17 protein-coding genes are annotated in these 18,384 nt (G+C 69.4%); 16 read left to right on the forward strand and 1 reads right to left on the reverse strand.

Annotated features, from left to right (window positions below):
* Window positions 1-848 precede the first annotated feature (848 nt).
* The 3 genes from E0H50_RS42425 to E0H50_RS42435 are packed head-to-tail and all read left to right on the forward strand — an operon-like array spanning window position 849 to window position 3,055.
* Window positions 849-1,391 (forward strand): hypothetical protein, encoded by a 543-nt coding sequence (locus tag E0H50_RS42425; RefSeq protein ID WP_131297051.1) that lies wholly within the window; start codon window positions 849-851, stop codon window positions 1,389-1,391.
* The gene (locus E0H50_RS42430; protein WP_238151720.1) at window positions 1,388-2,197 is read left to right on the forward strand and encodes a hypothetical protein; all 810 of its coding nucleotides are present in this window, start codon (window positions 1,388-1,390) and stop codon (window positions 2,195-2,197) included. The genes E0H50_RS42425 and E0H50_RS42430 overlap by 4 nt, the downstream gene beginning before the upstream one ends.
* Window positions 2,198-2,233: 36 nt before the next feature.
* Window positions 2,234-3,055: a CHAD domain-containing protein gene (locus tag E0H50_RS42435; protein WP_131297054.1), complete on the forward strand. Its 822-nt coding sequence runs from the start codon at window positions 2,234-2,236 to the stop codon at window positions 3,053-3,055.
* A gap of 1 nt (window position 3,056) precedes the next feature.
* Here the strand turns inward: E0H50_RS42435 and E0H50_RS42440 are convergent, their stop codons facing one another.
* Complete coding sequence (locus tag E0H50_RS42440; protein WP_131297056.1) at window positions 3,057-4,208, reverse strand: DUF1015 family protein; 1,152 nt, start codon at window positions 4,206-4,208, stop codon at window positions 3,057-3,059.
* 24 nt (window positions 4,209-4,232) lie between these two features.
* On the opposite strand from E0H50_RS42440, the gene E0H50_RS42445 reads away from it, so the two are divergent.
* The 13 genes from E0H50_RS42445 to E0H50_RS42505 all read left to right on the forward strand — a co-directional run bounded on the left by E0H50_RS42445 (window position 4,233) and on the right by E0H50_RS42505 (window position 18,289).
* Window positions 4,233-5,336 (forward strand): HAD-IIA family hydrolase, encoded by a 1,104-nt coding sequence (locus tag E0H50_RS42445; RefSeq protein ID WP_131297059.1) that lies wholly within the window; start codon window positions 4,233-4,235, stop codon window positions 5,334-5,336.
* A 495-nt stretch (window positions 5,337-5,831) separates the two neighbouring features.
* Complete coding sequence (locus E0H50_RS42450; RefSeq protein ID WP_131297062.1) at window positions 5,832-6,317, forward strand: phasin family protein; 486 nt, start codon at window positions 5,832-5,834, stop codon at window positions 6,315-6,317.
* A gap of 1 nt (window position 6,318) precedes the next feature.
* The gene (locus tag E0H50_RS42455; RefSeq protein WP_131297064.1) at window positions 6,319-6,744 is read left to right on the forward strand and encodes a hypothetical protein; all 426 of its coding nucleotides are present in this window, start codon (window positions 6,319-6,321) and stop codon (window positions 6,742-6,744) included.
* A 22-nt stretch (window positions 6,745-6,766) separates the two neighbouring features.
* A complete protein-coding gene (locus tag E0H50_RS42460; protein WP_131297067.1) occupies window positions 6,767-7,582 on the forward strand; it encodes a TlyA family RNA methyltransferase in 816 nt (271 codons plus the stop codon).
* Between the two features lie 15 nt (window positions 7,583-7,597).
* Window positions 7,598-8,524, forward strand: a complete 927-nt coding sequence (locus E0H50_RS42465) for an NAD kinase (RefSeq protein WP_131297070.1) — start codon at window positions 7,598-7,600, stop codon at window positions 8,522-8,524.
* Between the two features lie 2 nt (window positions 8,525-8,526).
* Window positions 8,527-10,257 carry a DNA repair protein RecN gene (recN, locus tag E0H50_RS42470; protein WP_131297073.1) on the forward strand — a complete coding sequence of 577 codons (1,731 nt, stop codon included), beginning with the start codon at window positions 8,527-8,529 and terminating at the stop codon, window positions 10,255-10,257.
* A 109-nt stretch (window positions 10,258-10,366) separates the two neighbouring features.
* On the forward strand, window positions 10,367-11,548 hold the full coding sequence (gene steA, locus E0H50_RS42475) for a putative cytokinetic ring protein SteA (RefSeq protein ID WP_131297076.1): 1,182 nt from the start codon (window positions 10,367-10,369) through the stop codon (window positions 11,546-11,548).
* Window positions 11,545-12,492, forward strand: a complete 948-nt coding sequence (locus tag E0H50_RS42480; RefSeq protein ID WP_131297079.1) for a copper transporter — start codon at window positions 11,545-11,547, stop codon at window positions 12,490-12,492. Before steA ends, E0H50_RS42480 begins: the two co-directional genes overlap by 4 nt.
* 1 nt (window position 12,493) lies before the next feature.
* Window positions 12,494-13,303 carry a hypothetical protein gene (locus tag E0H50_RS42485; protein ID WP_131297082.1) on the forward strand — a complete coding sequence of 270 codons (810 nt, stop codon included), beginning with the start codon at window positions 12,494-12,496 and terminating at the stop codon, window positions 13,301-13,303.
* Window positions 13,282-14,859 carry a murein biosynthesis integral membrane protein MurJ gene (gene murJ, locus E0H50_RS42490; RefSeq protein ID WP_238151721.1) on the forward strand — a complete coding sequence of 526 codons (1,578 nt, stop codon included), beginning with the start codon at window positions 13,282-13,284 and terminating at the stop codon, window positions 14,857-14,859. Before E0H50_RS42485 ends, murJ begins: the two co-directional genes overlap by 22 nt.
* Entirely contained in the window at window positions 14,856-15,881 is a 1,026-nt protein-coding gene (locus tag E0H50_RS42495) for a glycosyltransferase family 4 protein (protein WP_131297085.1), read from the forward strand. Before murJ ends, E0H50_RS42495 begins: the two co-directional genes overlap by 4 nt.
* A gap of 21 nt (window positions 15,882-15,902) precedes the next feature.
* Complete coding sequence (locus tag E0H50_RS42500; RefSeq protein WP_131297088.1) at window positions 15,903-17,642, forward strand: CTP synthase; 1,740 nt, start codon at window positions 15,903-15,905, stop codon at window positions 17,640-17,642.
* Window positions 17,639-18,289 (forward strand): NUDIX domain-containing protein, encoded by a 651-nt coding sequence (locus tag E0H50_RS42505; protein ID WP_131297091.1) that lies wholly within the window; start codon window positions 17,639-17,641, stop codon window positions 18,287-18,289. Before E0H50_RS42500 ends, E0H50_RS42505 begins: the two co-directional genes overlap by 4 nt.
* Window positions 18,290-18,384 lie beyond the last annotated feature (95 nt).

Raw genomic sequence — 18,384 nt, forward strand, 5'->3', positions numbered from 1 at the left:
CGCCGATGGTACTGCGACCGGGAGGTCGTGGGAGAGTAGGACGCCGCCGGACATTCACACTGTTAAGGGCCACCCCACTAGGGGTGGCCCTTAACATTTGTGGAGGGTCGGCTGCTGCCGACCAGGACGTCACCTCCCGCTGCCGGCGCGGTAACGTTTGTCCGATTACTGCTCTTCAGCATCGTTAGGAGTCACCGTGGCGACGCCACCTCGCAATCCTCGGTCCGGGTCAGGGGACCGTCGCGGTTCGTCCGGAGGCGCCGGCCGCTCAGGCGGGTCCGGTGGTGGACGGTCAGACTCCGGTCGTTCGAACTCTTCCGGTCGCTCGGGCTCTGGAGCGGGACGCTCGGGCTCGGGTAGTGGTCGGTCGGGCTCTGGTGCCGGTTGGTCGGGCTCGGGTGGTGGGCGTTCGGGGTCTGGGGCCGGTCGGTCCGGGGCCGGTGCTGGGCGTGGTGGCTCTGGGGCGGGTCGTTCTGGGTCCGGTTCTGCTGGTGGCGGCGGTGGTCGTGGGGGTTCTGCGGGCCGCGGCGGTGGGACGCCGAGTCGGCGGGGCGGGGTTGCCGGTGGGCGTTCGGGTGGTTCTGGTGGTTCGTCGTACCGGGATCGGGATGAGAGTTCTTCTGAGAACAGGCGGGGTTTTGCTGGTTCTCGGGGTGATGACAAGTCTGCGCGGGATCCGTTCGGTGGGCAGATGTCCGGGCAGGGCGATCGCTCTGGTGGGTACCGTCGCGATGATCGGGGCGGTTCGGGACGCGGGCCTGGTGCGGGACGCGGCGTAGCCGGCTCCCGGCGAGACGACCGCGGCGGACGGGACGACCGCGGCCGCGACGATCGCGGTGGTTACCGGCGTGACGATCGCGGTGGTGATGACCGCGGTGGGTACCGGCGTGACGAGCGTGGCGGTGACAGCCGTGGTAGTTACCGGCGGGACGACCGTGCGGATAGCAGGCGGGATGAACGCGGTGGAGATGACCGCGGTGGGTACCGGCGTGACGAGCGTGGCGGTGACAATCGTGGTGGTTACCGGCGCGATGAGCGTGATGGCGGGCGGGATAACCGCGGCCGCGACGATCGCGGCGGGTACCGGCGTGATGATCGCGGTGGTGATGACCGCGGCGGGTTCCGGCGTGATGAGCGTGGCGGTGACAGTCGTGGGGGTTTCCGGCGGGACGAGCGTGGGGATTCTCGGCGGGATGGTGGGGAGTCTCGGGGGCGTGGGGCTGCTCGGGCCGGTGGGCCTGGGCGGGATGAGCGTGGTGGGTCCGGTGGGCGCGATGACCGGCGTGATGAGCGGCGGGGTGGGCCTCGGCGGGAGGAGCGGGTTGGGCCGCGGCGCGACGATCCCAAGATTCCGGAAGGGATTACCGGTGCTGAGCTCGACCGTGGGGTGAAGGCTGAGCTGCGGTCCTTGCCGCGGACGTTGGCTGATCTGGTCGCGCAGCATCTGGTGGCTTCCGGGCGGTTCCTCGACGACGACGCGGAGCTCGCGTATCAGCACGCGCGGACCGCGCGGCGGTTGGCGGCTCGGCTTGGTGGAGTGCGGGAGGCCGTGGCGATCACGGCGTACCTGGCTGAGCACTACGACGAGGCGCTGACCGAGTTCCGGGCCGTACGGCGCATGACGGGCAACCACGAGGTCATCGCGATGATGGCCGACTGTGAGCGGGCGCTCGGGCGGCCGGACAAGGCGCTGGCGCTGACCAAGGACAAGCACGTTCATGACGTGTCTGAGGCGACGCAGATCGAGCTGCTCATCGTGGCGGCCGGGGCGCGGCGTGACAAGGGCCAGACGGCGGTGGCAGTTCAGATGCTCGAGGTGCCGGAGCTGACGAAGCGGACGCGGGCCGAGTGGCTGCCGCGGCTGCGGTACGCGTACGCCGATGCGCTGGCGGAGGCTGGGCGGACCGACGACGCGCTCGTCTGGTTCCACCGCGCGGCCGGCGTCGACGGCGACGGTGTGACGGGTGCGGCTGAGCGGGCTGCCGAGCTCGAAGGCCTCGAGTTCACTGACCTCGACGAAGACGACGCAGTCGTCGACGACGAGTACTTCGAGGACGAGACCACCGACACCACCGCAGACGAAGACGAAGACGCGGACGAAGATACCGACGGCGACGAAGACGCCCACGACGAGCTGGACACGGACGACCAGGACGACGTTGTTGATGGTGGGGAGATCAAGGGCGGCGGCGAGTAGGGCGTGGTTGGTGTGGCGGGGGGTGAGGCGGTTGGGGTGTTGGTGGGGGCTGCGCTGGCCAAGGGGGCGCGGCGGCTCGAGAAGTCTGTCGGGATGGTGGAGAACGCCGAGGACGACGCCATCCACCAGGTACGGGTGTCCTGCCGGCGGTTGCGGAGCGATCTGAAGCTGTTCCGCAAACTGCTGGCCGGCGACTGGGCGACCGAACTGCGCTCTGACCTGGCCGCACTCGCGCAGGCCTGCGGTGAGGCCCGCGACCTCGAGGTGATCGCGGCACTCGTCCGCGAGACCGCCACCAGCGAGGACAACCCGGAACACGTCGACACCATCCTCACCACACTCACCCTCGGCCTCGAACGCGCCGCAGCCCGCTCAGCCGAGGTCGTCCTGGGAGAGTCCACCAAGGACCTGCTCACCACCATCGACGCCGTCGCAGCAGCCCCCGACCTCAACGCCAAGGCAGAGAAGCCCAGCAGCGAGGTACTACCGCAGCTCCTCAGCTCTGCCACCGAGAAGTTCACCCAGGCAGCCGACAAGCTCAAGCCCTGGACCTCTGACGACGACTGGCACGAGGTACGGCTGCTGGCGAAGCGCGTCCGGTACGCCGCCGACACCAGCGCCGCCGTACTCGGTGACGAAGCCAGAACGACCGCAGCGCACGCAGCGACGTACCAAGAGCTCTTGGGGCAGCATCAGGACCACTGCGCCGCGGCTGACGCTCTGACTGCCATGGCAGTCGACGCCGCAGCTCAGGACGACCCAGAGCTCTCTTTCACCCTAGGACGGCTCACAGAGCGCCACAGGGCCGCCCGCAAGCCTCTGCGTGAACAGTTCCTCAGCCTGTACCACCGCCCCTGACTCACAGCGTCCGGAACAGCAGCCCTACCCGCGGCTTCGGGCCGAACGACGTGGCCTTCTGAGGCAGTACGACGCCTTGCGCGGCTGAACGCAGTACCTGGTCCATCCGGGGCGCTGCGAGCTCCACAGCGAGCTGCTGAGGCCCTGCCAGCGCCAATGCGTCTGACAACGTGTGGTGAAAGCTGAGGTCGTCCTCGACCACACCCCACGCCGGAAACAGGACCTCGTGCAGCAGCGCGACCGTGGGCACCTCGGACTCAGTGTGGAGAGTCAGCCAGCTGGAACCGTCCGTGACCGAGATGCGGTCCGGGTCGCCCTCTACTCGACCAGGCTGCATCTGCCAGCCGGCCGGCGTACGTGACTGCACAGTCATGAGGTCCAGACCCGGTACGACGCGGTGGATCGGGTCCAGCGTCAACGGGTGCCGGATGTAGTCGACCAGCATTGCGAGACCGACCTCTGCGGTCTGCCGGTACGGCTCGCGCAGCTGACGCTCCAGGTACGCCGCATACCGGTGATGACCGTCCGCGATGACCGCCTCGTGCTTGGCCAGCTCCAGCTCGATCGTCTCGAGCACCTCTGGGTCGTCGATCCGCCAGATGCGGTGCTCGGCGCCGTTGTAGGTCTCGGCCTCCACCCACGGCTCACCGGACCGCGCCGCGTCCACAGCATCACTGGCCGCGCCACCGTCGGCGTACGCGAGCAGGATCGGCTCCAGGTCGGCATCTGTTGCCTCCATGAGCTGCAGCCGGTCGTCGACCCAGTGCGGCATCACCTCTTCGTGTGGGAGCACTACTTGCCGTGTCGGGTCCAGCCGCAGCAAGCCGACCAGGCCGCACAGTACGGCGCTCCCCAGGCGCTGCTCGTAGACGTAGAGCGCGGGCTGTTCGTCCTGCACCACCACGCCGTCCCGCTGCCACCCGGCGAGCCGGTGCGCAGGTTCGTTGTACCGGGCGGGGCCGAGGTCCGGATCGCGTGGAAGGATGAGCCTCACCATGTTGTGCAGATCAGAATCAGTCAGCCGCCGGACGATGGCGGGTTCCAGCACGTCGTACGGCGGTGAGGTGACGGCGCCGAGCGCGCTGACCTTGCCCGCCACGAACCGCCAGGCACGCAGTGGGTCGAGTCTCAGCACCCCCCGAGGATCCAGCATGCGCGGAATCGTACGGGGTGAAGCGTGAGCGCGGAACGTACAGCGCCGGAGCCGCTCTCGGCGTGTGACGAACCGCTCGCGACCCGGTACGACGTGGCGCTCCTGGACCTCGACGGCGTCGTGTACGTCGGGCCGGATCCGGTCCCGGACGCGCCGGAGAACCTCCGCAAGGCCGCCAAGGAAGGCCTGCGGCTCGGGTACATCACGAACAACGCGAGCCGGCCGGCTGGAATCGTTGCCGAGCACCTCGCGTCGTTCGGGCTGGACGTGATCGCCGAGGACGTGGTGACGTCGGCGCAGGCGGCGGCGAAGCTGATCGCGAGCGAGTTCCCGAAGGGGTCTCCGGTGCTCGTGGTCGGCGGCGAGGGGCTGGTCGTCGCGCTCGAGGAGTACGGCCTGACACCGGTGCGGAGCAGCGACGCGCGGCCGGTCGCCGTCGTCCAGGGGTTCCACCCGGACGTGAACTGGGTGATGCTCGCCGACGGCGCGCACGCGATCCACGAGGGCGCGAAGTGGTTCGCGACCAACCTCGACCTGACCATCCCCACCGCGGCCGGCAAGGCGCCGGGGAACGGCACGCTGGTGCAGGCGGTCCGGGCCGCGGTCGACGTGGACCCGGTCGTTGCCGGGAAACCCGAACCGCCGCTGCTGGAGACGAGCATCGAACGGCTGGAAGCCATGCGCCCGTTGATGATCGGGGACCGGCTGGACTCCGACATCGAGGGTGCGAACGCGGTCGGGATCGCGAGCCTGTGGGTCGCGACCGGTGTCAACGACGCGTACGACCTGGCGCGGGCGCCGAAGCACCAGCGTCCGACGTACATCGGCGCCGGCCTCGGGGCGCTGGCCGAGAAGCACGCCGGGGTGACCGTCAGCGGCTCGAAGCACACGTCGGCCGGCTGGACCGCCGAGGTCGTGGACAACGCGGTCACGGTGAAGGGCGAAGGAGCGCCGTACGACGGATTGCGCGCGATCCTGTCCGCGGTGTGGGCTGCCGTCGACGCCCCCGCAGAACCGCCCAAGCCCACCAAGACGACCCGAGGCCGCCGCCCCCGCCCGAAGCCGGCTCCCACCGCCGAGTCCATCGCCCTGGACGCCGCCCTGCACCGCATCGGCCTCGACAAGTAGCCGGCACCCGCCCCTTCGAGCAGACGACGGGTTATCCCTTGGTGTTGTGGGTTCTCTGTTGATATGCGAGGGGAGAACCCCCAACGCGAGGGGATATCCGACTGTCTTGCCGTCTGTGTGTGAATTGCGGGGGCAGGGGACAGGTTGTGGTGGGCTGGGACCTGGTATTTCCTGTCCGCGGCACCCAGATCCTGTGCACTGCCCCCGGGTCCCCACCTCCCAGGCCCCAGCGGCGGTCCTGTCCTGCCAGACGACAGATCGCCCGGGCCATCCAGACGGCACGGTGGCCCCCAGCTCGATCCAGCCAACCTACACATACGTCACAGAGCCGGTTATCCCCTGGTGGTGGGGTCGGCGCTGTGCTGACGGCGCCGCCTGGACTGCGCCGGGGGAATCCACGGCTCGAGGAGGTTGGATCACGCTCAACGTGAGGGGTTGGGTGGTGTTGCGGCGGGGAGGCGATACCGTTGCTGGGGACGATGCGAGGAGGCAGTCATGGTGATGGACGCACTGCGCGGCTACGTACAACTGGCGAACGGGTTGACCGAGGTCACCAAGCAGAAGGCCCAGGCGGCTGCGAAGGCGTTGCTGCAGCAGACCGGAGCGGACGCACTGACGACCAGGGCGAGTGACCTGGCCGACGAGATCGTTGCCACCAGCAAGAGCAACCGTCAGCTGCTGCAGGCGATCGTGTCGAACGAGGTCGAGGGAGCGGTGGCGCGGCTCGGATTCGTCCGCTCGGAGGAGGTTGCGGCGCTGACCCGTCGGGTGAAGGCGCTCGAGACCGAGCTCGCGGCGGCCCACGAGGCCGCGGCCGAGCGGTCCGCTGAGCCGGCTCCGGTGGTGGACGCGGCGCCGGGGGCCGCCAAGAAGGCGGCGAAGAAGGCTGCTGCGAAGAAGACCGCCGCCAAGAAGGCCGCACCGGCCAAGAAGGCTGTGGCGAAGAAGGTTCCGGCGAAGAAGACGGCGAAGAAGGTCTGAGATGACCGAGCATCCCGGCGAGCAGTTCCCACCGGACGTGGACCCGGACGTCGAGCCCGGCTTCGACCCCTACCAGGGCGAGGAGAAGCAGACCCACCCCGACTACGACACCGAACCCGGCGCCCAGGACGCGGCCCAGGAGTCGGTGGAGCATCTGGATCCGGCGGCGGTCGAGTTCGGGCCGGAGTTTGCTCGGGCGCCGGGGCAGGAGCATGAGCATGCCTTCGTGGCCGAGTCCGCCGAGGACCCAGCGGACCCCGGGGACGAGGGCGAGGGTGGGCATCCGTTGGTCGAGGAGACGATGGCTCGGCTGGACGAGTTGCGGGACAAGCCGGTGAGTGAGCACGGTGAGGTGTACGCCGACCTGCACGAGCGGCTGCAGACCGCCTTGGTCGAGGCCGACGCCGAGCAGGGCGACCGGAGCTAGCGACCCCTGAGAGCATGCACTAGTGGCCAAGGGAGTCAAGCGTTCGCGGCTCGATGCCGAGCTGGTACGGCGTGGGCTCGCGCGCTCCCGTGAGCATGCGAGCGAGCTGATCGCGGCCGGTAAGGTGAAGGTCTCCGGGACCGTGGCCGGCAAGCCCGCGACCGGTGTCGGTGCGGACGCCCCGATCGTCGTCGACACGTCCGAGCACGAGGATCCCGGCTACGCGAGCCGCGGCGCGCACAAGCTGATCGGCGCCCTCGAAGCGTTCCCAGCCGTCCAGGTCGCAGGCCGCCGTACGCTCGACGCCGGTGCGTCCACCGGCGGATTCACCGACGTACTGCTGCGCAACGAGGCCGCGCACGTGATCGCCGTCGATGTCGGCTACGGCCAGTTGGTGTGGGCGTTGCAGACCGACGAACGGGTCACGGTGATGGACCGGACCAACGTGCGGACGCTCACGCTCGACGACATCGGTGGTGAACCGGTTGATCTCGTGGTCAGCGACCTGAGTTTCATCAGCCTCACGCTGGTGCTGCCGGCGCTGCTCGGGGTGGTGAAACCGGACGGCGAGCTGGTGCTGATGGTGAAGCCGCAGTTCGAGGTCGGCAAGGAGCGGCTGGGCAAGGGCGGCGTGGTCCGCGAGCCCGAGTTGCGCGCGGACGCGGTGCGCACCGTCGCCGCCAAGGCGCACGACCTGGGCTGGGGAATCGCGGGCGTCGCGGCCAGCCCGTTACCTGGACCGTCAGGAAATGTCGAATACTTCCTGTGGATACGACGAGTTGCACCGCCTCTCGATGAGACGATGCTGCAAACCGCCATCGAGCGCGGACCGCAATGACGAGGGGGCAGCAGGGTGGCTGAGCGCGAGCCGCGGCGCGTGCTGCTGGTGACGCATACCGGCCGGGAGCAGGCGGTCGAGGTCGCCCGGGACGCGCACCGGTTGCTGACCGGCGCCGGGCTGCAGGTGCGGCTGCTCGGCGGTGAGGCCGAGGAGCTCAAGCTCGACCCGGTGGAGATCGTCGACGACCCGGAGAAGGCGGCGAACGACGTCGAGCTGATCATGGTGCTCGGCGGCGACGGCTCGATCCTGCGCGGCGCCGAGCTGGCCCGCCCGCACGGTACGCCGGTGCTCGGGGTGAACCTGGGCCACGTCGGGTTCCTGGCCGAGGCCGAGGTCGACGACTTGGAGCGGATCGTCCAGGTGGTGGTGGACCGCAGTTACACGGTCGAGGAGCGGATGACGCTGGCCGTCGACGTCCGGCTGGACGACGACCTGATCTTCGAGACCTGGGCGCTGAACGAGGCGAGTGTCGAGAAGGCGGCCCGGGAGAAGATGCTCGAGGTCCTGGTCGAGGTGGACGACCGGCCGCTGTCCCGCTGGGGCTGCGACGGCGTCGTGGTCGCGACACCGACCGGCAGTACGGCGTACGCGTTCTCGGCCGGCGGACCGATCGTCTGGCCGGAGGTCGAGGCGATCCTGCTGGTGCCGCTGAGCGCGCACGCGTTGTTCTCGCGGCCGATCGTGGTGGCGCCGACGTCGCGGCTGTCGATCGAGCTGGTTCCGTCCTGGCACGGGCGCGGCGTGCTGTGGTGCGACGGCCGGCGGATGGTCGAGGTGCCGCCCGGCGCCGAGATCCAGGTACGGCGGGGTTCGACGCCGGTCCGGCTGGCCCGGGCCCACGAGGCGCCGTTCACCGATCGGCTGGTGGCGAAGTTCGACCTCCCCGTGCTCGGCTGGCGTGGGGCCGCAGAGCGCAAACGCAACGGAAACGGACACTGACAATGCTTTCGGAGATCCGCATCACTGGGCTGGGCGTGATCGAGGACGCGACGTTGGACCTCGACCCGGGCTTCACCGCGGTCACGGGTGAGACCGGTGCCGGCAAGACGATGGTCGTGACCGGGGTGAACATGCTGCTCGGCGGCCGTGCCGACAGCGGTCTGGTGCGGCACGGGACCCGGCGGGCGCGGGTCGAGGGCCGCGCGAGCGCCGTACCGCGAGCGATCGTGCAGCAGGCCGAGGACCGCGGCGGCGAGCTGGACGACGACGAGCTGCTGATCGCGCGCGAGCTGTCGTCGGAGGGCCGTTCGCGGGCGTTCCTCGGCGGCGCGTCAGTCCCGGTGTCCGTGCTGGGCGAGGTCTCCGGGGACCTGGTCGCGATCCACGGACAGGCGGACCAGTGGCGGCTGTTGCAGCCGGCGCGGCAGCGCGAAACGCTGGACACCTTCGCGGGCAAGCCGGTTCTGGTGCCGTTGCAGGAGTACGCCGCGGCGTACAAGCGGCACCGCGAGGTCGAGGCCGAGCTGACCGAGCTGACCACCCGTGAGCGTGATCGTCTCGCCGAGGCGGACCTGCTGCGGTTCGGTCTGGACGAGGTCGCGAAGGCGGAGCCGCTGCCTGGCGAGGACACCGAGCTCGCGGCCGAGGAGGATCGGCTCGCGTATGCCGACGGTCTTCGTACGGCGGCCACGACCGCGGCGGACGCACTGGCGTCGGAGGATCTCGACTCCACCCGGCCGAACGACGTACTCGGCCTGCTGGCGTTGACGAAACAGGTCCTGGACGGCGAGCGCGAGCACGACGCGAAGCTCGCCGAGCTGGCCGACCGGGCGGGCGAGCTCGGGTACCTGGCGGCCGATCTGGCGCAGGAGTTGTCGTCGTACGCCGCCGACGTGGACACCGATCCGGCGCGGCTGAGTGTGGTGAGCGAGCGACGCGCGTTGCTCACGAACCTGGTGCGTAAGTACGGTGCCGATCAGGGCACCGTCGACGAGGTCATCGACTGGACGAAACGGTCGGCCGAGAGGCTGGCCGAGCTCGACGGGAGCGACGAGCGTGTCGAGCAACTGACGGGCGAGCTGGCCGAGCTGGACGCGAAGCTCGCGGACCTCGGTCAGCAGATGCGGGGCGCCCGGATCGAGGCGGCCGCACGGCTCGGCGTCGCGGTGTCCGAGGAGCTGACCGGGCTGGCGATGCCGCACGCGAAGCTGTCGGTCGAGGTGCACGAGACCACTTCCGGACCGTTCGGCATCGACGAGGTCGAGTTCTGTTTCGCGGCGAACCCGGGAAGCCCGGCACGTCCGCTGCAGAAGGCGGCGTCCGGCGGTGAGCTGTCGCGGGTGATGCTCGCGCTCGAGGTGATCCTGTCCGACACGCACCCCGTGCCCACGTTGGTGTTCGACGAGATCGACGCCGGGATCGGCGGCCGCGCCGCGGTCGAGGTCGGCAAGCGGCTGGCCCGGCTGGCCGAGAAGGCCCAGGTGATCGTGGTCACGCACCTGCCGCAGGTGGCCGCGTTCGCGGACCGTCACGCCGTCGTCCTGAAGAGCGACGACGGGTCCGTCACCACGAGCGGTCTGGTCGCTCTCGACGATGACGCGCGGCTGAAGGAGCTGTCCCGGATGATGGCCGGTCTGGAGAACTCCGACGCCGCCCAGGCCCACGCCGAGGAGTTGCTCGCGCTCGCCGCCGAACGGCACAAGCCGCGCCGAAAAGCTCGTTCCAAAGGATGAAATGTCGCCCCGAATCACACATAGTCACTGGTAATTCAGTGCGTGAACGCGGGCCGGGCCTGGTAAATGGCCCGGGAAGGGGCTCTTGACATGGCAGGATGAGGGTGCGATGAAACTGCCCAGCCTGCGGAGAGCACGACCCACTGAACTGCCTGGAGTCACCGGGGTGGTCCGGCTGGATCGACGTACCAAGAATCTCACCAAACGGCTCAAGCCGGGTGAGATCGCCGTCATCGACCATGTCGACCTGGACCGGGTCAGCGCCGAGGCCCTGGTCGACTGCCGGGTCGCCGCGGTGGTGAACGTCGCCGACTCGATCAGCGGCCGGTACCCGAACCTCGGTCCGGAGATCCTCGTCGAGGCCGGTGTCCCGCTGGTCGACGGCGTCGGGCGCGAGGTCTTCTCGGTCCTGCACGAGGGCGAGCAGGTCCGGCTCGACGACGGCACGCTGTACCGCGGCCACGAAGCGGTCGCGAAGGGCATGTCCCAGGACAGCAAGTCGGTCGCGGAGCTGATGGACGACGCCCGCGCCGGGCTGTCCACCCAGCTCGAGGCCTTCACCGCGAACACGCTCGAGTACCTGCGTCGCGAGAAGGACCTGCTGCTCGACGGCGTCGGCGTACCGGCGATCCACACGCCGATGGAGGGCAAGCACGTCCTGATCGTGGTCCGCGGGTACGACTACCGCGAGGACCTGGTCGCGCTGAAGCCCTACATCCGCGAGTACCGGCCGGTGCTGATCGGGGTCGACGGTGGTGCGGACGCGCTGGTCGAGAACGGGTTCGTCCCGGACCTGATCCTCGGTGACATGGACTCGGTGAAGGACGAGACGCTGAAGTGCGGCGCCGAGGTGGTCGTGCACGCGTACCGCGACGGCCGCGCGCCCGGTGCCGAGCGGCTCGAGCGGCTAGGCGTCGACTCGATCGAGTTTCCGGCCGCCGGCACCAGCGAGGACATCGCGATGCTGCTGGCCGATTCCAAGGGAGCGTCGCTGATCGTCGCAGTCGGCACCCACAACTCGCTGGTGGAGTTCCTCGACAAGGGGCGCCCCGGGATGGCGAGCACGTTCATCACCCGGTTGCGGGTCGGTGCCAAGCTGGTCGACGCCAAGGGCGTCTCCCGGCTGTACCGCAGCCGGGTCTCGACGTTCCAGGTGGTCGCGTTGATGGCGGCCGGCCTGTTCGCGGTCGGGGTGGCGATGGTCGCCATCGGGGCCGACGACGTCGTGTGGTCGATCCTGCGGGCGCGCTGGGGCGACTTCGTCTACTGGATCCGGGAGCTGTTCACGTGATCGACTTTCGCTACCACATCGTCTCGATCGTGGCGATCTTCTTCGCCCTGGGCGCGGGTGTGGTGCTCGGCGCCGGGCCGCTGAAGAGCACCGGCAAGGACTTCGTCGCGAGCCAGGCCGAGAAGGACCGTCAGCAGCTGGCTGACGCCCGCGCCGAACTGGTGCAGGTGAAGGCGCTCGACAAGTACCGCGACGACTACGTCGCCAAGGTGACCGCCGGGATGACCACCGGCAAGCTGACGAACAAGAAGATCGCCATCGTCACGATGCCGAACGCGGACAACGACCTGACCAACAGCGTGCAGGACGAGGTGGAGAAGGCCGGCGCCGTCGTGACCACGAAGGTCGCGCTGGACGCGAAGCTGTTCGACACCGGTCAGCGGCAGCTGGTCGAGTCGCTGGTCAACCAGTTGGTCACGGCGGACATGGACATCCCGAAGGACAGTACGACGTACCAGCGGGCCGGGCTGCTGCTGGCGCGCGGGATCGCGGCCAAGGAGGACGGCAAGACCGGTGACGCCGACTCGACCAAGGTGATCAGCGGGATGACCGGCGCGAAGCTGCTGTCGCTGAAGCCGTCGCAGATCAAGGACCGGGCGACGCTGGTCCTGGTGATCGCGGCGAAGCCGCCGACGCCGCTGCCGGACAACTCGACGTACAACGACAGTGTCGACTTCATCGAGGGCCTGGACACCGGCAGCGCCGGCGTCGTGGTCGCGGGGACGCCGGAGACCGCGGCCGACGGCGGAATCATCAAGGCCTTGCGGAGTGACTCCGACGCCACCAAGATCGTTTCTTCGGTGGACGTGGCCGACATCCCCGCCGGGCAGGCGACCGTCGTCTTCTCGCTGGTCGAGCAGGCGGAGGGCAAGGCGGGGCAGTACGGCGCGATCAACGCGAAGAACGGCGTTGCGCCGTCGGCCGTACAGACGAAGGACAACTGACGTGGGAATTCTGAGCGCCGCCATCGCTGCGGCGGCTACTGCCGGGCTCGAGCGCGCGGCGGAGAAGCTGCCGAAGGAGACGCGGGAGCCGTTCGAGCGGACCAACCATCGCGGTGAGTCGGTGACACTGCTCGAAGGTCCGGTGGCGGTGCTCGGCGCGCTGGCCGGCGTCGCGGCGTCCCGCGGCAGCGGCAAGGTGAAGGCGGCCGCGCTGGTCGCCGGTGCCGTGTCGGGTGCGGTCGGTGCGTACGACGATCTGCGCGGGACCACGCAGGCGAAGGGTTTCCGCGGTCATCTGAGCGCGTTGAAGCGCGGTGAGGTGACGAGCGGCGCGGTGAAGATCCTCGGGGTCGGCGCCGCCGGTCTCGCGGCCGCCGCGTTGCTGCCGCGGAAGTCGCGCGGTGTGAAGGCCGTTGCCGGAGTCGTTGCCGACGGCGCCCTGATCGCCGGTACGGCGAACCTCACGAATCTGCTCGACCTGCGCCCGGGCCGCGCGCTGAAGGCCGTGGCCGCCCTGAACGCTCCGCTGGCCGTGGTGAACGGTCCGGCCGGCGCCGTCGTCGGCGCTGCCGCGGCATCCGCCCCGTCGGACCTCGGCGAACGCTCGATGCTCGGCGACTGCGGCGCGAACGGCCTCGGCGCGATCACCGGTACGGCGCTCGCCGCGTCGCTCCCGCGCCCGCTGAAGACGCTCGTCCTGGCAGCCGTCGTCGGCCTGAACCTGGCCAGCGAGAAGGTCAGCTTCACCAAGGTCATCGCCGACACCCCAGCCCTCGACAAGATCGACCAGTGGGGCCGACGCCCCAGGTGAGCAGGCTCGCCCGCGCGGCCCTGGTTGTTGCGGCCGTCACGGTTCTGGCGCGGGTTGTCGGCTTCGGCCGCTGGTTGGTGTTCTCGAAGACTGTTGGTGCGGGCTGTTTGGCCGAGGCATACACGACGGCCAATCAGCTGCCCAACATCCTCTTCGAAGTGGTGGCCGGTGGGGCGTTGGCGGGTGCGGTGATTCCGGTGCTGGCCGGGCCCGTGGCGCGTGGGGACCGGGCGGCGCAGGGGCGCATTATTGGGGCGTTGCTGTCCTGGTCGTTCGTCCTGCTGGCCCCGGTCGCCTTGCTGGCTTGGGTTCTGGCAGGGCAGTACACCGACGCGATGCTCGACCCCGGCGCCGACTGTGCGAGTTCCACCGCGACCGCGACCCGGATGCTGGCGATCTTCGTGCCGCAGGTTTTCGGGTACGCCGTCGCCGTCATCGCGACCGCGGTTCTCCAGTCCCACAAGCGTTTCGCAGCCGGCGCCTGGGCCCCACTCATCTCGAGCCTGGTCGTCGTCGGCACGTACTTCCTCTTCGCCGCAACAGCACCCAACGCCGACTCGGCCTCGCAAAGCGCCACAGACCTACTGGCCTGGGGAACCACAGCCGGTGTCCTCGCACTAGCCCTCACAGTGCTCGTCCCGATGCTCCTGCTCCGCCTACCGATCAGACCGACCCTCCGCCTGGACCCAGGCGTCGGACCGGTGCTACGGAAGCTCGCACTCGCTGGCTTAGCAGTCCTGGTCGCGCAGCAGCTCACCTTCATCGTTACGACGTACCTGGCCAACCACCGTGGCGTAGCAGGCAGCATTGCCGTGTACACGTGGGCCAACGCGGTGTACCTCCTGCCGTACGCAGTGCTGGCCGTGCCGATCACCACAGCGGTCTTCCCGCGGCTGGCTGCAGCGTTCGAGGCAGGGGAGGGCTTCGACCACTACGCCGCCGCGTCCACCCGCGCGGTGATGCTGGCCGGTGGCGCCGGCGCCGCACTGCTCGTCGGTACGGCGGTACCGGTCGCCAGGATCTTCGCGTACGACGACGGCGCGGTGCAGGAGGCCAAGGCGACCTCCTTGGCCAACGGACTCCTCGCCTTCGCACCAGCCGCCATCGGGTTCGCCGTACTGATGCATGTCGGCCGGGTGCTCTACGCCCGGCACTCCGGACGTGAGGTGGCCGTGGTGACGTCCGCGGCCTGGGTACTCGTAGCGGTAGCCGGCGTCGTGCTCACAGCTCAGTGGGACGCGGTACCGGCGCTGGCCGCCGCGATGTCCGTCGGAATGGTCCTAGGCGCGGTGACGCTCCTCCTTGTACTGCGCCGCGAAGCAGGACCAGCTGTACTTGCTGGGGTACCACGCGCTCACCTCACAGCACTGACAGGCGCTGTGCTGGCCGGTGCGGCCGGTTGGGCGGTCGCACTGCCTTCAGGAGAGGGCGGAGTGGGTAAAGCAGTGGTATTCGCGCTCCTGTCCGGGCTGGCCGCCGTCGTCGTGTACGCCGTGGTCGTGCTTGCATTGGATCGCGCGGACGCTCGCGCACTCGTACGACGGGAGAAACGATGAGGATCGGGCTGCTGCTCGCGGAGTCGCGGGGCGGCATCGGGCAGCACGTTGCCTCGTTGGTACCGCGGTTCGTGAGTGCGGGGCACGAGGTGGTGGTGTGTGCTCCACCGGGTACGGCCGAGCATTTCGAGTTCGCCCCGGCGACCGTTGTCTCCCAAGCGGCCGGACTGCGTGACTGCGACGTCATCCACGCGCACGGCTACCGCGCCGGTATGACCGCGCTGCGGGACAGGTCTCGGCTGCGCCCGCTGGTCGTCACCTGGCACAACGCGGTGATCGCGCCGGGCCCACGAGGCCTCGTGATGCGGATGGGGCAGCGGCTGGTTGCCAGAGGCGCCGACCTGACCCTGGGCGCGTCCAGCGACCTCGTGGACCTGGCCAAGAGCCTCGGCGCCCGCAACGCGCAGCTCGCACCCGTGGCCGCGCCGGCGATGCCACGGATCCGTGCACGGCGAGCCGACGTACGGCGGGAACTGGGACTCGGTGACCAGCCCGTGGTGCTGACTGTGGGGCGTCTGGCGCCGCAGAAGGACTACCCGACGTTGCTGTCCGTCGCGTCCCGTGTCCACGAGTCGACGCCGGACGCGGTGTTCGTGGTCGTCGGTGACGGGCCGCTGCGGGACAACCTGCAGGCGCGGATCGACGCGGAGGGATTGCCGGTCCGGCTGCTCGGTCACCGCAACGATGTGGCAGATCTGCTCGGTGCGGCCGATGTGTTTCTGCTCACATCGCACTGGGAGGCGCGTGCCCTGGTACTGCAGGAGGCGATGCAGGTCGGCGTACCGGTCGTGGCCACCGCGGTCGGCGGCATCCCCGAGCTGGTCGGGGACAGCGCCGTCCTCGCGTTTCCCGCTGACGCGGACGGGCTGGCGGACGGAGTTCGGGCCGTGCTGGCAGAACCCGAGACCGCGAACGCTATGCGGACACGCGGCCGGGAGTTGGCCTCCAGGTGGATGGACGAAGACGGCGTGGCGAAGAATCTGCTCGACATCTACGCGGGTCTCGTCGCAACCGGTGGTTGACAAGAGGTAGGCTGGAGACCCGTGGACAGGGCTTCCAATTCGCAGCAGACCAAGCACGTATTCGTCACCGGTGGCGTGGCATCCAGTCTCGGTAAGGGACTGACAGCGTCCAGCCTCGGCAGTCTGCTGACGGCACGGGGCATCCGCGTCACGATGCAGAAGCTGGATCCGTATCTCAACGTGGATCCCGGCACGATGAACCCGTTCCAGCACGGCGAGGTGTTCGTCACCAACGACGGCGCCGAGACCGACCTGGACATCGGCCACTACGAGCGCTTCCTCGACCGGGATCTCTCCCAGGTCGCGAACGTGACCACCGGCCAGATCTACTCGAGCGTGATCGCCAAGGAGCGTCGCGGTGAGTACCTGGGCGATACCGTCCAGGTGATCCCGCACATCACCAACGAGATCAAGGAACGGATGCTCGCGATGGCGGGCCCGGACGTCGACGTCGTCCTGCACGAGATCGGCGGCACGGTCGGCGACATCGAGTCGCTGCCGTTCCTCGAGGCGGCCCGGCAGGTCCGGCACGACGTCGGCCGCGACAACGTGTTCTTCCTGCACATCTCGCTGGTGCCGTACATGGCGCCCAGCGGTGAGCTGAAGACCAAGCCGACCCAGCACTCGGTCGCCGCGCTGCGCTCGATCGGTATCCAGCCGGACGCGATCGTGTGCCGCGCCGACCGGCCGATCCCGGACAGCGTGAAGCGCAAGATCTCGCTGATGTGCGACGTGGACGTCGAGGCGGTCGTGGCCGCAGTCGACGCGCCGTCGATCTACGACATCCCGAAGGTCGTGCACGCCGAGGGCCTGGACGCGTACGTCGTCCGCCGGCTGAACCTGCAGTTCCGCGACGTCGACTGGACCCGCTGGGACGAGCTCCTGCGGGTCGTGCACCACCCGAAGGACGAGGTCACGGTCGCGCTCGTCGGTAAGTACATCGACCTCCCGGACGCGTACCTGTCGGTCGCCGAGGCGCTGCGCGCGGGCGGGTTCGACAACGACGCCCGGGTGAACCTGCGCTGGATCGCCTCCGACGACTGCGCCACGCCCGAGGCCGCGGCCCGGCTGCTCGGTGACGTCGACGCGGTCTGCATCCCGGGCGGGTTCGGGGTTCGCGGGATCGAGGGCAAGATCGGCGCGATCCGGTACGCCCGCGAGCAGGGCGTCCCGATTCTCGGCCTCTGCCTCGGCCTGCAGTGCATGGTGATCGAGGTGGCGCGGGACCTCGCGGGTCTCGACCAGGCGAACTCCAGCGAGTTCGACCCGGACGCGGAGCAGCCGGTGATCGCGACGATGGAGGAGCAGAAGCACATCGTCTCCGGCACCGGGGACATGGGCGGCACCATGCGGCTCGGGCTGTACCCGGCGAACCTGGCCGACGGCTCGATCGTCCGTTCGCTGTACGGCGCCCCGTCGGTGCAGGAGCGGCACCGGCACCGCTACGAGGTCAACAACGCGTACCGGGACAAGCTGGAGACCGCCGGGCTGGTGTTCAGCGGGCTGTCGCCGGACAACGAGCTGGTCGAGTTCATCGAGCTGGACCGCTCCGTACACCCGTACTTCGTGGCGACGCAGGCGCACCCGGAGCTGCGGTCGCGGCCGACGAAGCCGCACCCGCTGTTCTCCGGGCTGGTCGCGGCGGCCATCGAGCGGCAGCGCGAGTCCCGGCTCCCGGTCGAGGACCCGAAGCCGGTCGCCAAGAAGACCAGTGACAAGACTGCTGAGAAGGCCAAGGCCGAGACGGTCAAGGCTCGATGACCGACTACCCGGAGCTCCGGTTCGGCGCCGGGCTGGCGGATCAGCCCGAGCGCTGGTCCGTCTCTGCCTCGGAGACCGTGCACGAGACCGGTCGGGTGATCTCGGTACGCCGCGACACCATCGAGCCGCCCAGCGGTACGTCGTTCGTTCGCGATGTCGTCGTACATCCTGGTGCGGTCGGCGTGGTCGCGCTCGACGAGAACAACCGGATGCTGCTCGTCCGTCAGTACCGCCACCCGGTCGGCTACAAGCTGCTCGAGGCGCCGGCCGGACTGCTCGACGTCCAGGGGGAGCAGTACCGTCTGGGCGGCGAGCGCGAGCTGTGGGAGGAGACCGCGACCAAGGCCGCCGACTGGCGGATCCTGGTCGACGCGTTCACCTCACCCGGCCTGACGAACGAGGCGGTCCGGATCTTCCTGGCCCGCGACCTGTCGCCGGCACCGGAGTCGTTCGAGCGGGTGCACGAGGAGGCCGACATGGAAACCGTCTGGGCCCCGCTCCTCGACGTCGTAGCCGCCGCTTTGGCCGGCCACCTCCAGAACCCGATCCTCATCATGGGCGCCCTGGCCGCCTGGACCGCCCTCAACGGCCCCGGCTTCGAAACCCTCCGCCCCGCCGACTCCCCCTGGCCGGCCAAAGACCGCTAGTGTCCTGCTTCTGAAATTCGCAACATAAGTCTAGGGTGGGTTGTATGCCTAGGACTGGGCGGCCGAAGGCCGAGTTGGTGTTGAGTGTTGATGAG

Source organism: Kribbella sindirgiensis, assembly GCF_004331435.1.
GTDB lineage: Bacteria > Actinomycetota > Actinomycetes > Propionibacteriales > Kribbellaceae > Kribbella > Kribbella sindirgiensis.

Bases quoted from the DNA above. Each gene is read 5' to 3' on its own strand.
- recN (WP_131297073.1), top strand. From the start codon at position 8,527: ATGCTTTCGGAGATCCGCATCACTGGGCTGGGCGTGATCGAGGACGCG.
- E0H50_RS42455 (WP_131297064.1), top strand. From the start codon at position 6,319: ATGACCGAGCATCCCGGCGAGCAGTTCCCACCGGACGTGGACCCGGAC.
- E0H50_RS42450 (WP_131297062.1), top strand. From the start codon at position 5,832: ATGGTGATGGACGCACTGCGCGGCTACGTACAACTGGCGAACGGGTTG.
- E0H50_RS42440 (WP_131297056.1), bottom strand. From the start codon at position 4,208: ATGCTGGATCCTCGGGGGGTGCTGAGACTCGACCCACTGCGTGCCTGG.
- steA (WP_131297076.1), top strand. From the start codon at position 10,367: ATGAAACTGCCCAGCCTGCGGAGAGCACGACCCACTGAACTGCCTGGA.
- E0H50_RS42505 (WP_131297091.1), top strand. From the start codon at position 17,639: ATGACCGACTACCCGGAGCTCCGGTTCGGCGCCGGGCTGGCGGATCAG.
- E0H50_RS42495 (WP_131297085.1), top strand. From the start codon at position 14,856: ATGAGGATCGGGCTGCTGCTCGCGGAGTCGCGGGGCGGCATCGGGCAG.